Source organism: Streptomyces fodineus (assembly GCF_001735805.1).
GTDB classification, from domain to species: domain Bacteria; phylum Actinomycetota; class Actinomycetes; order Streptomycetales; family Streptomycetaceae; genus Streptomyces; species Streptomyces fodineus.
Genome location: NZ_CP017248.1, coordinates 8,368,440 through 8,383,190 on the forward strand (window position 1 = coordinate 8,368,440; position 14,751 = coordinate 8,383,190).

Consider the following 14,751-nt stretch of genomic DNA (forward strand, 5'->3'; position numbering starts at 1 on the left):
CGCGTGCCGGAGGTACCTCGGCGTTCTCCTCTGCGGGGCATCAGTCGGTCCACCGTCCCCCGTGCCGCGACGCCAGCTCCGCGTACGTGCTGTCCTGGTCGTTCCACTCCTTGATGGCCTGCGCGACCAGGAGGTTCGACTTCTTCTTGTACGTCAGGTACCGCATCGTCGACTCTGGGCGGCGGTGTCCGAGCAGCCTCATGACGGTCAGGAAGGGGTTGCGGGACTGGTGGTCGGCCGCGTAGGCGGGTACTCGGCCCGAGCGCGCGTACTCCTCCGCGTCCTGCTTGCGCAGCAGCTCGGTCAGCAGCTCCAGCATGTACACCGCGAACGTGTGCCGCAGATCGTGAATCCGAACCTGGTGCGGCATCTCCAGTTCAAGGTCGTGCTCCTCGATGATCCGCAGCGTCCGCGCGTGCGCATCGAGGAATATCTGCTCCCACCTCTGGCTGGTGAGCATCCGCCCGTGGCGCCCGATGAACAGGGCCATCGGCTCCAGCCCGTGCTCGCCTTCGATCATGGTCCGCGCTCGCAGCTCGGCGTCCATAGCCTTGACGCTCCAGGTCCGGCGCCTGCCGTGCTCGACTCCGCGCAGTTTCATCTGGCGCGTGTTGACGTCGTCGACGACGAAGAACTCCTCGCGGCGGCGCCACAAGTTCCTCGACGCCTTGCGCACCGTGGCGGCACGCTCGGTTCGGCGATACCAGTCGATCTCCCTCACCGTCGCGTCCTGGATTTCCACGGTCCGCGGCAGGCCGAACTTGGCGATGGCCTCGAGCTCCACTTCCTTCGCCGTGCCGTCGCGGCGCGGCGGGCCGACCTCGATGTCGAGCAGGGCCCGGAACTCCCGCAGCCGCAGGCCGGTAGTGATGGACAGATTGCCGGCGGCGCTGTCCCGCAGTGTGTGTGCGGACCGGAACGACGGGTCGGCGGTGCCGTCCGGCAGAAGCCCGCGCAGGCCGACGCGGTCCAGGAACCGCCACTGCTCGTACGTCAGGTGCCGCACATCGAGTGCTGCGGTGGCGCCCCAGCTCAGAACGTCACGCCCGTTGGGACGCCGGTAGTACGGGCGCCTGGCCAGCAGCTTGGCCTCGTCGACGGCCCAGTCGTAGAAGCTGTGGATCGTGACGCGACGGCGCTTCCAGGTAGCCGGCGACATGGGTTCGTCGCGGTGCTGGGTGCAGTGCTCTCGGTAGGCGAGCAGGTCGTCCTCCGTCGCGGACAGCACGTCGCTCGGCGGATCGAGGCTCTCCAGGAAGTCGCTGAAGTCCAGGAAGTCGTAGGTATAGTCCCGAAGCGACTTCGCCTTGAGCGTCTTGGCCAGATCGAGGAAGAACGAGCAGTGAGGCTCCAGCGGCCGCATGACCGAGCCGAGGAAGAACGGGGTGCCGTCCTTGAGCGCCCGCTGCCGGGTCACGTACCGCAGGAAGTCAAGGTCGATGCCGTCGGCTATCGCACCGAACCGGCGGACCTTGTCACGGGAGGTGAAGAAGTAGTCCACAGGGTTCCTTGAGACAGATATGGAGCCATGAACCTAACCACTTCCCAGACACAAAGAAACCCCCCGGCGAAGGGAGGGTGAGACAGTCTCAAATACTTGGCCTAACCGCCGGGAGGGAGGACTTTCCCGCTCGCGAGGTGCAGCACGTGCAGGACGCGGCCGAGCGGATCGACGACGATGGCGCCGCAGGTGACGTGGCCGGAGAAGGTGGAGCGACTGGCGATGTTGGCGGCCCGGTCGAGGGCGTCCAGGAGACCGCCGAGTTGCCTGCGCTCGTCAGGGTGGCGAGCGAGGTAGGTCTCGACGGTGGTGCGGATGTGGTCGTGCGACAGCGGCATAGGGCTACCTCAGAAGGACGCAGGGCGGATCGAGTCGAGGCGGGATGGTCGTTCGTGTCAGCTCAGCCGCATCCCCTCCGCAGGGACTTCCTCGATGGCCGCGGGGCGAGCGGTGGCAAGGCCCCACCGCTCCCGGGCCGTCTCCGCGGCGAGTAGGGCTTGCCGCGCTCCTGGCGGGCCCCATCCCAGAAGGGCGGCTGCCTGGGCGGGGGTGGCGAGCAGACGTGCGAAGGGGCGTCCGGTAGCGGGGTCGACGGCCGCCGGTCCGATGGCGGTGACCCGGGCGGCCAGGCGGAGCCGGGCGTTGGGCCCCACTGAGCCGTAGACCTCGCCGGTCTCGTCCAGCACCCAACCCAGTCGCACCGGATCGGTGAGGGTGAGCTGGGCCTCCTCGGCGGCTTCGCGGTGGAGGGTGTCCTCGGGCGTCGGGTCGGTCTTCTCCACGGTGCCGCCAGGCAGCATAGGCAGCGCGCCCCGGGGGCCGGGGTCGGCCACGAGGACGACCCTGCCGTCGGGGACGAAGCACCACGCCCAGGCTTGCTGCACGGGGAGCCGCTCGGGGACGGGGCCGCGGTTGAGGGGGCTGTCCCACAGGGGCCGGTAGCGGACGTGGACGTCATGGCGGTCCAGCGCCGGGACGTCGAGGATGTGCCGGCCGTCGGCGAGGTGGGCGGTGGCGGTGTTCCCGAGCCGGGCACGGTAGGCGGCGAGCATGATCTGCCCGTCCACGGGCCTCAGCCGCTGCACTGCGTCCCGGGTTTCGAGGAAGGCGAACTCGGACAGTTCCTCGGGCGGCAGGCGGATCGCCTCCACCTGGTCGGGGGTGAGGGTTCCCCCATCGAAGACGAACCGGACTTCCCCGGGGAAAGGCGTGCCGGGCTGGGTGTCGGGGTGGTGCGGGGAGAGGGAGTGGACGGCGAGCACGTCCGACAGGGGCAGGTTCGCCAGACCCAGTTCCTCGGTGATCTCGCGTCGGCAGGTGACGTGCGGGTGTTCGCCGGGTTCGACTACTCCTCCGGGCAGCAGCCACCGGTCGTCCGCGCGGTAGGTGGGGTGAACGAGCAGGACGCGGCCGATCTGGTCAGTGACGAGCGCGGCGGCGCCGACCCACACCGCGTGCCGGGAGGCGGCGTGCTGCCCTGCGGACCGGGCGGCACGCGGTGCAACATGATCCGAACGTGAGATGGGAGTGGTCATTGGCTCTGCCTTCCTCGAGGGTGGGCGGGCGTGTGTTCGGCGCGGGCTGGGGCGCGGATCTGTTCCTCGGACCAGTTCGGGTTGCCTGCTCGCAGCTCTCCCGCGTATTTCTCGAAGTACGACCGCTGGAGCTGGGGTGGCCGGTAACCCTCGACGAACAGCAGCCGGAGTCCGACAGGAAGCTGCGACTGGGCATGAAGGGGGCGTTCCAGGACGCCCTGACGTAGGTGCGCGAAGTGCGCGGCCGGCTCGGACTTGAGGTCATCGACCAGCAGGTCTCGATAGGCCCGGACATCGACGAGTGGTTCGTCGCACTCCTTGGCAGGGATGGCGGCCACGCGTGGGCCGGGCATCAGGATGACGTTCAAACGGATCTCCTTGACGGACGGGGGTTCGCGATGCCGCCACAGGCTCGTACGTGGGGAAGGCTTCAGCATTAACGGCTTGTACGGTGCGGGCGCGTCCAGTCGAAGTCGAGGCGTGCGTGCCGCTTCACGAGGGTGCGGGCGCCCGTCTCTTCGGTGCCGCCGCCGAGGCGGGAACGGACCGTCAAGCGGGGAGCGTCGCGGATGTGCTGGTCGCGGTCCCAGACGATGACCTGCTGCGTCATCTCCTCAGCGAGTTGCTCGGCGGCCGGTCCGTAGGCGTGAATGCACCACTCCCATGCGGCAGGGCCGGTCTGCTGGAGCAGCAGGCGGGCGAGGCAGCCGTCTCGGACCACGGCTGCCGCGTCCCAGCCCTTGCAGTGCTCGACGACCCCGGTGTCGAGTTCCGGGTCGACGGCCAGGCGGCAGAAGCCGTCCATCGTGGTGGCGAGCCACAGCATGAGCTTGTCGAACGGGGTGTTGCCGGGAATCGTGATGCCGGTCCGGCGTTCGAGCCGAGGCGCCTGCAGGGCCCGGGTGAGCTGCTCGGCGTCCGCCGTTCCGCCCTCGGGGAACCGCACGCGGATTTCCCCGCCACGCAGGGACACGACATCTTCCGCCGGCGCTCCGGCGCCTTGCATGGGGACGAACCCGCACACCGTGTACGAGCGGCTGACCAGCTGGTCGCCGTGCTTCTCGAAGGCGACGGCCCAGCTGTATCCGTGGATTGTCAGCGGAACCACGAGGCGCCCGCCCTCGACGAGCGGGGTGATCCAGGCCGGCGGGATGTCGGGGGCTTGGACGGTCACGATGATTGCGTTGAGAGAGCCTTCGTCGGTGAAGCCGGGAGCACCGTGCTCGCCATCGCCGAGCACGACGCGCACCCGGTCGTACCCGGCGGCGGGCAGAAACCGCGCCGTGCGTTCGACGACGAACGGGTCGATGTCCATGGTGACGATCAGCCCTCCGGGGCCGACGACTTCCTGCATGAGGGCCGCGTTGGGGCCGTTGGAACCGATCTCCAGCGCGGTCTGGTCAGGGCCGAGGGCAGCCTCGCGGAGCATGACGGCCTGCAGCCAGGGTGCCGAGACCGTACTGGTGGCCCGGCCGTTGCGGCCTCTCTTGGTGGCGACGATCGCGTCCTCTGCGGCGTACACGGTCTCCAGCGGCACCCCGGGGAGGAAGAGGTGCCGACGCACCCGGCGAAAGGCAGCCTCGACGGAGGCATCAGCGATGTAACCCTGGTCGATGAGTCTGTCGGTCATCGCCTCGCGCAACCGGTGGCTCTCGCGCGCCCTCTCGGGGTCCTCTGACGGCCTGGGCTGGAGGCAGAGGTTACGGTGCACGGGCGGCAGGTCCTCGAGGAGACCGGGCCAGACGCAGTCCAGCACATGCGCGGACGGCGTGAACAGCGTGCCCGTGAGAGCGGGCAGGTCGGCGGGCCAGTGCCACTCCCAGCGGTGGAACAGGTCGGGTTCGAGCACTGCGGGGGTTCCGTGGTGGGCGGTGACACGGACGGCGGCGGTCAGGCGGGGCACGTTGTAGGTGGTGTCCATCAGGACGGCGAGGACCTGGGCGTCGTCTGTCGAGGCTTCCAGTCCGGTCTCCTCGGCCAGCTCGCGGACGGCTGCCTGTTCGAAGGATTCGCCTGGGTCGGGCTTGCCGCCGGGAAGTTCCCAGACGCCGCGCGCCGATCGGCCGAGCAGTACGCGGCCCTGTTCGTCGGTGACTACGACACCGGCGCCGATGAGGCCCTGCGGGGCGGGGCGTTGCTTGTCGGCGAAGGCCACCGGCCCGGTGACCGGATGGCGCAGCACCAGCACGGCCAGGCCGTCGGCGTCGAATCGATCGGCCGTGGCCCATCCGGCGGCGGCCAGGGTGAGTTCGTCCTCGTCCAGGGCGATGTCGCGCCGGTCTGCGGGGACGGCGTCGGCGAGCGGCGTGATGATGCAGATGGTGCCGTCGGGGCGCAGCTGCTCGCGCAGACGGGCGAGGAGCCATGTGCGGTTTTGGACGAAGGCGTAGCTCAGGCGGAAGGTGATCAGGTCGTACGCATCATGCGGCAGGGCGGCGAGGGAGTCGTGCTCGATGTCGTGGTGCGGGAAGCGCACGTCGGCTCCGTCGGGAGCCTGCGCGGCGGCGAGTTCGACGGCCGACTCCGCGTAGTCGACGGCGTCGACCGAGTAGCCCATCTGGGCAAGGTGGAGGGCGAGTTCGCCCAGGCCACAGCCCACGTCCAGGGCCACGGCGGGGCCCTGCGGACGCAGGGCGGAATCCAGTACGGCGCGTTCGGCGTCGGTCAGGGCCCGGAAACTCTCGCCGCGGGCGTAGTGGTCGTGCCATTCGTCTTGCTGCGTGTATCCCACCGAGGCTGCTCCTTACGGTCGAAGTGGGCTGGTCAGGCGCTCTGGGTGCGATGGAGGCGGCGCAGGGTCCGCCGGCCGCGTTCGACGACCTCGGGGTCGTCGTGGGTGAGGCCGTAGGCGATGCCGCTGAGGGCGTCGAGGGCCGCCTCGCACTCCATGTGCTCGGCTTCGAGCGGGGTCAGGGGCCTGCCGTACCCGGTGAAGAAGGCAGCGCGCAGGTCTTCGCGACCGTCCCAGAGGTCGGCCAGGTGTACGAAGTCGTGGCCCCGCTGCCGTGGCTCGGCGCGCTCAAAGTCGAAGACGCCGACCAGGCCGGTGTCGGTGAGCAAGACGTTGCGCAGCTGCAAGTCGCCCAGGGTAGGGACACGCTCGCCGGGCGGCAGGCTGTCGTAGCGCGTGGCCAGCTGGCGTACCAGGTCCTCGTCGGCGGAGGACAGCAGCGGCCGGGCTGCCTGAAGGTGACGGTCCACCTTCTGGGTGCGGGAGACCGATGGTTGCTCGGCCGGGTGGCCAGGGGCGCTGTCGTGGAAGGCCCGCGCGATCTCACCGAGCTGCTGGTGCACACGGCGCTCGTCGGCGGATGCCAGGGTGAGGCCGTGGAGGTTACGGCCGGGCAGTTGGGTCAGGACGACCGCCAGGAGCCGGTCGTCTGAGGCGACCAGGCGCGGGGCGCGCTCGCCGAGAGCGGGCACCCACTCCCGGTATGCGAACACCTCACGCGAATAAAACTTCTCGCTCGGATGCTGCTTGAGGTACCAGGTGCCGCCCGACCTTCCGGTCAGCCTCCAGACCCGGCTGGTGGTACGGCTCCACGAAGCGTCCTCGATGGCCGCGAGCGGGCCGACGGCCTGCTCGGCGAACCTCCAGAGTTCCCGCGAAGGACCCGACAGATCACGGGAGTTGGTCTCTGACAGCAATTGCAGCCGGTTCGGGCCGTCCGCTGTGTAGGCGATCGGATCGTCGGGCTGCTGGAAATGGATGGCGAAGTGCCGTCCGGCGCGCAGGGCCTCCAGCCCGGCGCGGGGGTAGGCCACCATGTCCGGCGGGAGGCGGTCGAGGGCATACCAGGCCATCTCGCTGCACAGATGGGGTTCGCGGATGTGCGGCTCACCTGTCCAGGAGCGGACGACACCGAAGACACCCATGCGGGCGGAGCCTTTGGGACTGCGGTGATGGACCACGGCGGCGATCTGGACATCGCCAGGGACGATGGCGACGCCGGTTCCCTCGGCAGCTTCCCGGACGAGGGCCTCGACGACGTCCTCGTGGCCACCGTCGATGTGACCCGAGGGCATGTGCCACAGACCGGTGGCGTAGACGTCGCCGGCCCGGCGGGTGAGCAGGACTTCCCATTCGGTCGCGCCGGGGCGCAGGAGGACCGCGTGTACGTCGATGGGCGCGGCGAAGCGTTCGCCGGCCGCCGGTGGTGGTGGCGTCGCTGCGGGGTGCTGTGCAGGTGTGGGGGCGGAAGCGCTCATGCTGGCTCCGAGGCGGGCGTGGCGGGATGCGGTGCCGTGGTCTGGTCCGGGACGGTCTGGTTGAAGGCGTGGGACTGGAGTAGATAGGCGTCGCGGAAGGCTCCCGTGCCGGTGTGGGGGTCCATGAGCTGGTCGAAGGGACCGTGCTCGACGACGCGGCCGTGGTCGAGGACGACGATGGTGTCGGCGTGCCGGACGCTGTGCAGGCGGTGGGTGACCAGGACGACGGTTTGCCCTTGGCCGGCCAGGGCGCGGATCTGGTCGAACACGCGCTGCTCGGCGGCCGGGTCGAGGGCGCTGGTGGGTTCGTCCACCACGAGTACCTGGCCTGAGCGGAACCGCCCGCGGGCGATGCCGATCTTCTGCCACTGTCCGCCGGAGATGTTCTGCCCGCCTTTGTAGCCGCGCTGCAGGAGCGTGCCCAGCCCGCGGGGCAGCTCGTCGATGACCGTGTCGGCGCCCGAGTACGTGGCTGCCTCCATGATCGGCTCGTCGTCGAACGGGCGGCGGGGGCGGCCGATGCCGATGTTCACCCGTGCGGTGAAGGGCCACCGGTAGAAGTCCTGGTTCACGGCGGCGACGCGGTCGAAGATCTGTGCGCGGTCGGCGTGGACCGCATCCACGTTGTCCCACCAGATGTGTCCCTCGTCGGGCGCGTAGAGCCCGCACAGCAGCTTGACTAAGGTCGACTTGCCGCTGCCGTTACTCCCAACGAGTGCGATCGTCTTGCCCGCAGGCAGTACCAGGTCTACTTCGGACAGCGCCGGATTCTCCTTGCCCGGGTAGGTGAAGGTCACCTTCTCGAAGCGGATCTCCTCCACGTGTTCGGGGAGGTCTTGGCCGCCGTCCGGGATGGCGCGGCGGCCGGCCTCCGTGCATAGCCGCTCGAAGTCGCCGACGAACAAGCTCTCCTGGTGGACGTCGGAGATCTGCAGGACGCATCGTCGCAGTGCCGAGGAGCCGGAGCGGATGGCCAGCACCGCGGTCCCGGCGACGGACAGTTGCATTGACCCGGTCCACAGCAGCACACCGAGCATTCCGTATGTGGCGGCGGTGGCGGCGCCGGTCGCGGCGGCGGACAGCAGACCGGTACGGGCATCGAGCCGGGCCAGCCGGGACTGCTCCCGTTCGCTGGTGTCGGCCATGCCTCGGAAGTGCTCCAGCAGGAACGGGCCCATCGCATACAGGCGGATCTCGGCGGCGGCGTCCTGGCTGATCAGCAGCCGGGTCAGCAGCTGCGCAGCGCGGGCGTGCTGCACGAACTGGTGGAAGCTGACGTACCGGCGGCGGGCCTTGGCCATCGCACCCCACGCGCTGGGCAGCGTCATCGCGGCCAGCAGCGGCAGCAAGGCCCAGTGCAGCACGGTGAGAACCCCGGCTGCGGCGATCAACGAGATCAGCGCGTTGACCACGCTGGTGGTGTACTTCACCATCCGGCGGGCCGACTCCGCGCCCCAAGAGGCTGAGTCCAGTAGCCGGTGGAATTCGTCGTCCTCGACCGCTTTCAACTCAACCCGCGAGACCAGGGTCAGGTACCGCTCCGTGGCCACCCGCTGGACTTTGGGTTCCAGGGCCCCTGTCGCGGCTGTCGACGCCGCCGCACACAGTGCCCCCACGACTCCCATCACCGATACGGCCATCAGGACGGGAAGCGCATGGGTGATCCGCTCCGTGATCGTCCCCGGACCAAGTAGATGGCTCAGCACCGAATTGACGGCCACCAGGCCGACCGCCTGGGTGACTCCCGAGCCGATCTCGGCCACGGCCACCGTGCGCAGCGCCCGCCGGTCCGCCCAATGCGCCAGCCGTACCGACGTAGCCACCAAACGGGGAAGCTGCCGGGCCATCGACCACAAGGACAACCCCAGCCACGCCCCGTGGTGGGCGTTCCAGCCCACGTCGTACTCCAGCTGACCGCCGAACAGCAGCATCTCCGACGCTGACACCGCTTCCTCGGCTTCCTCCGTATCGGGTTGCGGAGCCTTGTCTTCGCTCATGGCCGCTCCTGTGCCGGTGCGGGAATGCCCGGTGCGGCCGGTGCGGACAGCGCCCACTCCAGAGGCGCTGGTCCGGTGGCGGATGTGACGTGCTGGGTTCCGTCGGCGGCGATCTCCAGGCGGTAGGAGGTCGGCTCGCCGGCCGCCACCCAGCGCGCGTGCACCTCCTCGACTTCGGCCCAGACGGGCCGTTCGCCGACGGAATTGGCCATCCACCCGCCGCCGGCCGCAGGGCGCACGACGACCCACGAGTCCTCGTCGGGGGCGACGAGCGTCAGGTGCTCGGCCTGGTAGTCCCGCACCAGCCCAGGGGCGAGATGATCGAGGGCGAGCCACAGGCCGTACGCGCTCTTGTCCGGTGGCGCCAACGATGTGCTCCGGCGTGAACCAGGCTCGGCGGCGATCCGCTCGCGATGGGCGAGCGCGGTCAGCCATTCCAGCCCGTGCGCGGGGCGATGACCGCTGCGCACCCCGCGCAACGTGGCCTCCACACGCCCCCGCGCGGTCTTCTCCACCACGGCACGTCCCGGCCAGCTCGGCGACCGGGTCGTGATGGTCGTCAACAGTCGTCCACCATTGGCCAGTTGATCCAGCCAGTGCGGCGGGACAGCCTCGACCGCGAAGCCGGACAGTACCCGGTCGTACGGACCGAAGGCAGGTGCTCCGGCATACCCGTCTCCGATGACGGCGCGAGGGCGGAAGCCGAGCGGGGCCAGGCGCTCCAGGACCGCTTCCACCAGATGCGGGTCGCGGTCCACGAGCGTCACCCGCTCCGGTCCGCAGATCAGGCACGCCGCCGCCCCTGTGACCCCCGGGCCGCTGCCCAAGTCAAGGAAGGACTGACCCCTCTGTGGCTGGAGTTCGCCGAGGAACGCGGCGGTCATCGACATCACGCTGGACAGTGACGTGATGCGCCCGCCGGTCACCACTCCCCGCCGCTGCCCGTCCAGGCGTTCACCATCGTGCTGGACCCGGACGCTGTCGCCGCTGTAGAGAACCGTGATCCACTCTTCGCGGTCCTCGGGATGCGCCCCGTCCAGCAGCTTCCACACTCCCGGCTCGACACCGTCGGGTACCTGGCGTACGTACGCACGCGGGACTAGTACGTCCAGACGCAGGGCGAGCAGCGCCTCGCGCACGACAGGGGCCAGGGGCTGGTCGGCTTCCAGCCGGGTGACCATCTCCTGGCGTGCCTGCCTGGCTCGGGGGTCCTCCTCGGGCAGGGGAGGAGGTGGCGCGGTGTGGGGAGCGGCAGGGGTGATGTGGTGCATGCGGGCCTCCAACGAACTGGGCGAATCGGCGGGCAGGGGTGTGGTGCGGTCAGGACTCCTTCGGCTCCTCGTCGGCGGCGGGCATGCGGATGTTGGCGCGGGGGCTCCCTGCGACGAAGTGCTCCAGCAGGGCAGCGGTGAAGGGGTGAGCGTCGAGGGGAGGCTCACCCGGTTCGGCCCACACCAACTCGGTGTGCCTGTCCGGTTCGGCGTTGAACGGCTCACCGCTCCAGGTCTGGGTGGTGAACAACAAGGCGAGCCGGCGCTCCCCATCGGGAGAGAGCAGATGCGCGGTACAGCACAGCCACAGATCTTCGGGATCGACGTGCACCCCGACTTCCTCACGGACCTCGCGGCACGCCCCATCCTCGAACCACTCGTCGCGGTCGAGATGGCCGCCGACGATGGTGAGTTGCCCCGCGTACCGGGGCTCGGCTCGGCGGAGCAATAGCACGCGGCCGTCCTGCCGGTGTAGGAGGACAAGCACGTCGACGATGCTCTTGTAGCGGTCAGTCACGTGAGCCCCCTTGCAGGGGGCGATGTGGGGGCTCTCCGCCACGTGCTGGGGCTCCGGCGCGCTAGGTCCGGGAGGCCGGGGGCAGCCGCTCTGTTCGAAGTTCCGCGGAACGTCGGTGCGTCGCATGCCGGGATGCATTGCGCCTCCTCGTTGACGTGAAGCTCGGACAGGTGCTCGGACTAACGGCCCCGGAAGGAACGCGTTCGGGGGTGGTGCGGGCGAATTCTTCGAGCGAATGTGCTGATTCGTTGTCTCGGGCTAGAGGTGACTGGAAGCGGCGCCTGTTCGACCACGTTGGTGGGCGTCCGAGCGTGAACCGAACACGATCCGGTGATTGCGCGGCCCTTTGTGCGGCGTGCCGCACGAAGGGCTTCTGAGCCCGGCCGACGGCATGCCTCCGTGTCCATGTGCCGCACGGCTGGGATGGAGCGGCCCGGTGCATGCACGAGGGGAGTGCCGGGCATGGCGGGGGCAGGCCGCGGCGCCGGGTGGCCACGGCCCGTGAAGCGCGAACGGGTCTTTGTGTTGGGTGCCGGCTTACGCAGAAGCCTCCTGCTCCAGGGTGGCGTTCCAGCGGGCGAGGGCGTGTTGGTCTGGTGCGAGCAATGGAGCGACGGGCCGGTTGAGGTAGCTGTGCTCGACGAGGTAAAGGCCCGCGGTGCCGGCATAGCCGGGGAACAGCTCGTTGAGGCGGTCCATCACGGCCTCCGGTTCGGCGTCGTCGGCATCGAGGAGGCAGTGGGCGAGGATCTTGCGGTTCCACACGTCGATACCGAAGACAGCCGGGTCGCGCGAGGCGTGGGAGGCGATCACCGCGGCGGTGTAGGGCCCGACTCCCTTGATTTCCTGAACGGCCTCCATGAGGTTTCCGGCGGCTTGGAGGTCCTCGGTGCTGTGGTCGCGGAAGTAGGCCGCGTAGTGCGGCAGGCTCTTGGCCCGAAAGCCCAGCCGGTCCCGTTCCTTCAGCGTCTCCGGCGTGACGTGGGCGATCTCGCCGGGGGTGAACCAGGCCCGCAGCGTGATCCCGTCGAAACGGACGAGACGGCCGTAGTGGACCAGCAGGTTACGGGTCATCTGGGTGGTACGCGCGATCGTGACGTTCTGCAGCAGCAAGGCGATCACGGCGATCTCGAAGTGGTCCTCGGGGCACGACTGCCGCATCCCGCCCAAGTCTGTGAGCGCCTGGCGCATCGCGGGCACAGGTGCCGCCAGTTCCGTGAACGCTGCCTGGTCTTCGTCCAGGCCGTATGAGGCGACCAGCCGGCGGGCGAGCCTCTGACGGTGGTCGGGCTTGAAGTCCGCGTCGGTGTAGACGTCGGCGATGACCGTGCGGTCCTCGGCGCGTAGCCGGACACCGATGACGAGGTCGTCGATGCGGAAGGTGCGCCAGCTGTTGTCCTGGGTGTGGGCTTCGAGGCCGGTGGTGTAGTGGGACGGCTTCCAGAAGGTGTGCAGGGCGTTGAACGGGCCGTCGCCGGTGACGGGGAGTTCGAGGGTGTCGGTGTGGTCGAGGGTGCGGGGGGTCACGTCATGCTCCTGGGTGGCGGCCGTGGGTCGATCGGAGGCGGGAGTCGTCGTGGGGTGGGCCATCGGGCGGGGCGGGACCGCCGGTCGTAGGGTCGTCGTAGAGAGCGAGGGCGCGGCGCAGATGCTGGATGAGGGCCGCTCGCAGATCGGCGGGCTCGACGACTTCGACGTGGGGCCCGTAACTGGTGACTAGCGGAATGAGCCATTCCCAGCGGTCGACGAACAGCACGATCGACAAAAATCCGTCGTCGTGTTCGCGGACTCGCGAGGTGGACTTCAGGCTCAGGCGTAGCAGCTCGTCCCGAGCGCCAGGGGCCACTCGGAGGGTCACGCGGATATCGCCCTTGCCGTAGTCCTCCATGGTCTGGGCCCACCAGTCTCGGACGGAGAAGTCTTCGGGATAGGCGAAGGTAAGGTCGGTGGGGTGGAGCCGGTCGACCAGGTTGAGCCGGAAGCGGGTGGGGTCGCCCGTGGTTCGGGCGGCCACCATGTGCCACTCGCCTGCTTTCCAGACAGCCCCGTACGGCTTGAGCAGGGCTGTTTCCTGATAGCCGTCCTTGGTGCGCCAGGTGGTCTCAAGCGCCGTCGCGGTGAGCATGGCGGTGCGCAGAACTGGCAGGTGGCCGGAGCCTTCGTCGCGCCAGTACCAGTCGGCGGTGTCGAAGTGGATGCGCTGGGCCAGGCGCCGGATGACGTCCTGGACCGTGTCGCTGACGCCCGCCATACGGGCCCGGTCCTCTGCTTCAGCGTCCGGGTTGGGAGAGTCGAGGAAGCCGAGGACGTAGACCCGTAGGGCGTGGTCGGAGTCGATGGTGAGCGGGTCAAGGGCGGTGTCGGCGGCCAGCCGGTAGCCGCCGGTTTTGCCGGGGGTGGCTTGAACGGGGATGCCGGCGGCGGTGAGTGCGGCCATATCGCGGTACACGGTGCGTTCGGTGACGCCGAAGCGGGCCGCGATCTCCGGCGCGGGCACGTTGGTCCGGCTGCGGAGCAGGTGCACGATGTTCAGCTGTCGGGCCCGTGCGGCGTCGACCATCAGCGCACTGCTTCCAGGGGGTAGATCTGGCCCGTGGTGTATGACCAGTGCGCGGCGGTGGCCAGCTCGATGCAGGCGCCGGCGACCTCGTCCAGCGTCAGGGGCCGGCCCCAGGGCAACTGGGCGAAATAGCTGTCGGGGTCGGTGACGCCCTTGAGTGCCATGACGTGGTGAGCAAGGGGCGAATCGATGAGCGAGGGCGCGAGCAGGTTGACCCGGACGCCGTGCTGCTCCTCCTCTTTGGCCACCGTGACGACGAGCGCTTCAAGAGCGGCCTTTGCCGCGGTGTAGGGGCCGTTGTTCGCGCGAGCGGCCTGCCCGGCGTCTGACCCGACCGCGAGGACGGACGCGCCGTCGGACCGAGCCCGGTGGGCCACGGCATGCCAGGTGCGGACGAAGCTGAGGGCGTTGGCCTCGTGGACGCTCTGGAACTCGCCGATCGGGGTCTGGGCTACTGGCCGCTTGGTGGAGGGTGCCCCGACGCAGGCGAAGACCGCGTGTAGCCGACCGGACTGTGTGTCGACGGCCTGCCGCAGCGCCTCGGTTGACGCGTCGTCGGCGGCGTCGAAGTGCACCCAGGTGCTGTCCCCGTCCTGCCTGGCGGGCCCGGGGGCACGGGTGTTGTAGGTGGCGACGACCTGCCAGCCTGCCTCGCTGAGACGGTTGTGGATCGCAGCGCCCAGTGCCCCGCTGGCGCCGGTGATGACAGCCAGCGGGGCACTGGTGGACGGGGGCGGGGTCACCGGGTGCCAGCCTCCGGCTGGGAGGGCGCGTCGGGATGGTCCGTGTCCCACATCTCAGCGAACCGCATCTGCTCATCGGGGATGTCGAAGAGCGCCCCGATGCTGCGGGCGTGGCCGATCGCGTCGGTGTCGCCGCGGGGGATGTCGACCACCGTGTGCGGGAAGGCGACCAGCATGCGCTCCTCGTCCACCAGGTGCGCGTAGTACAGCCGCGGCTTCAGCGCGGCGGCCAGCTCCAGCGCGAGTGCCGCGGCCCGCTCGGCCGGCACCGACAGCTCGACGATCTCGATCGGGGTGTGCTCGTCCAGCAGATGCGGGTAGCGGCGGTCCTCCATGCCGGAGCACGCTGCGGGGAGCGAGCCGGCGGCAAGGCTTTCGGTGATCACCACGGCGCGCAAGGTTGGGCTGGCCACGTTGG

Annotated in this window: 13 protein-coding genes; all 13 read right to left on the reverse strand. The window is 69.5% G+C overall.

Going from position 1 to position 14,751, the window contains the following annotated elements:
* Positions 1–40: 40 nt before the first annotated feature.
* Positions 41–1,501 (reverse strand): site-specific integrase, encoded by a 1,461-nt coding sequence (locus BFF78_RS36290; RefSeq protein WP_069782320.1) that lies wholly within the window; start codon positions 1,499–1,501, stop codon positions 41–43.
* Between the two features lie 101 nt (positions 1,502–1,602).
* Positions 1,603–1,839, reverse strand: a complete 237-nt coding sequence (locus BFF78_RS36295; protein ID WP_069782321.1) for an NUDIX hydrolase — start codon at positions 1,837–1,839, stop codon at positions 1,603–1,605.
* A 57-nt stretch (positions 1,840–1,896) separates the two neighbouring features.
* Positions 1,897–3,036, reverse strand: a complete 1,140-nt coding sequence (locus BFF78_RS36300; RefSeq protein WP_069782322.1) for an NUDIX hydrolase — start codon at positions 3,034–3,036, stop codon at positions 1,897–1,899.
* Complete coding sequence (locus BFF78_RS46485) at positions 3,033–3,404, reverse strand: M15 family metallopeptidase domain-containing protein (protein WP_159033112.1); 372 nt, start codon at positions 3,402–3,404, stop codon at positions 3,033–3,035. Before BFF78_RS46485 ends, BFF78_RS36300 begins: the two co-directional genes overlap by 4 nt.
* Before the next feature lie 68 nt (positions 3,405–3,472).
* Positions 3,473–5,767, reverse strand: coding sequence for a methyltransferase, FxLD system (fxlM, locus tag BFF78_RS49575; RefSeq protein ID WP_069782325.1), 2,295 nt, complete (start codon positions 5,765–5,767; stop codon positions 3,473–3,475).
* A 32-nt stretch (positions 5,768–5,799) separates the two neighbouring features.
* On the reverse strand, positions 5,800–7,245 hold the full coding sequence (locus BFF78_RS36320) for a phosphotransferase (RefSeq protein WP_079161618.1): 1,446 nt from the start codon (positions 7,243–7,245) through the stop codon (positions 5,800–5,802).
* Positions 7,242–9,242, reverse strand: a complete 2,001-nt coding sequence (locus tag BFF78_RS36325; RefSeq protein ID WP_069784024.1) for an ABC transporter ATP-binding protein — start codon at positions 9,240–9,242, stop codon at positions 7,242–7,244. Before BFF78_RS36325 ends, BFF78_RS36320 begins: the two co-directional genes overlap by 4 nt.
* On the reverse strand, positions 9,239–10,513 hold the full coding sequence (locus BFF78_RS36330) for a protein-L-isoaspartate O-methyltransferase family protein (RefSeq protein WP_079161619.1): 1,275 nt from the start codon (positions 10,511–10,513) through the stop codon (positions 9,239–9,241). Before BFF78_RS36330 ends, BFF78_RS36325 begins: the two co-directional genes overlap by 4 nt.
* A 49-nt stretch (positions 10,514–10,562) precedes the next feature.
* A complete protein-coding gene (locus tag BFF78_RS36335; protein ID WP_069784026.1) occupies positions 10,563–11,030 on the reverse strand; it encodes an NUDIX domain-containing protein in 468 nt (155 codons plus the stop codon).
* A gap of 537 nt (positions 11,031–11,567) precedes the next feature.
* Positions 11,568–12,557 carry a DNA glycosylase family protein gene (locus BFF78_RS36340; protein ID WP_069782327.1) on the reverse strand — a complete coding sequence of 330 codons (990 nt, stop codon included), beginning with the start codon at positions 12,555–12,557 and terminating at the stop codon, positions 11,568–11,570.
* 1 nt (position 12,558) lies between these two features.
* Entirely contained in the window at positions 12,559–13,590 is a 1,032-nt protein-coding gene (locus tag BFF78_RS36345; protein ID WP_069782328.1) for a helix-turn-helix transcriptional regulator, read from the reverse strand.
* Positions 13,590–14,333 (reverse strand): SDR family NAD(P)-dependent oxidoreductase, encoded by a 744-nt coding sequence (locus BFF78_RS36350; RefSeq protein WP_069782329.1) that lies wholly within the window; start codon positions 14,331–14,333, stop codon positions 13,590–13,592. The genes BFF78_RS36345 and BFF78_RS36350 overlap by 1 nt, the downstream gene beginning before the upstream one ends.
* Positions 14,330–14,746: a hypothetical protein gene (locus tag BFF78_RS36355; protein WP_159033113.1), complete on the reverse strand. Its 417-nt coding sequence runs from the start codon at positions 14,744–14,746 to the stop codon at positions 14,330–14,332. The genes BFF78_RS36350 and BFF78_RS36355 overlap by 4 nt, the downstream gene beginning before the upstream one ends.
* Between the last annotated feature and the right edge of the window lie 5 nt (positions 14,747–14,751).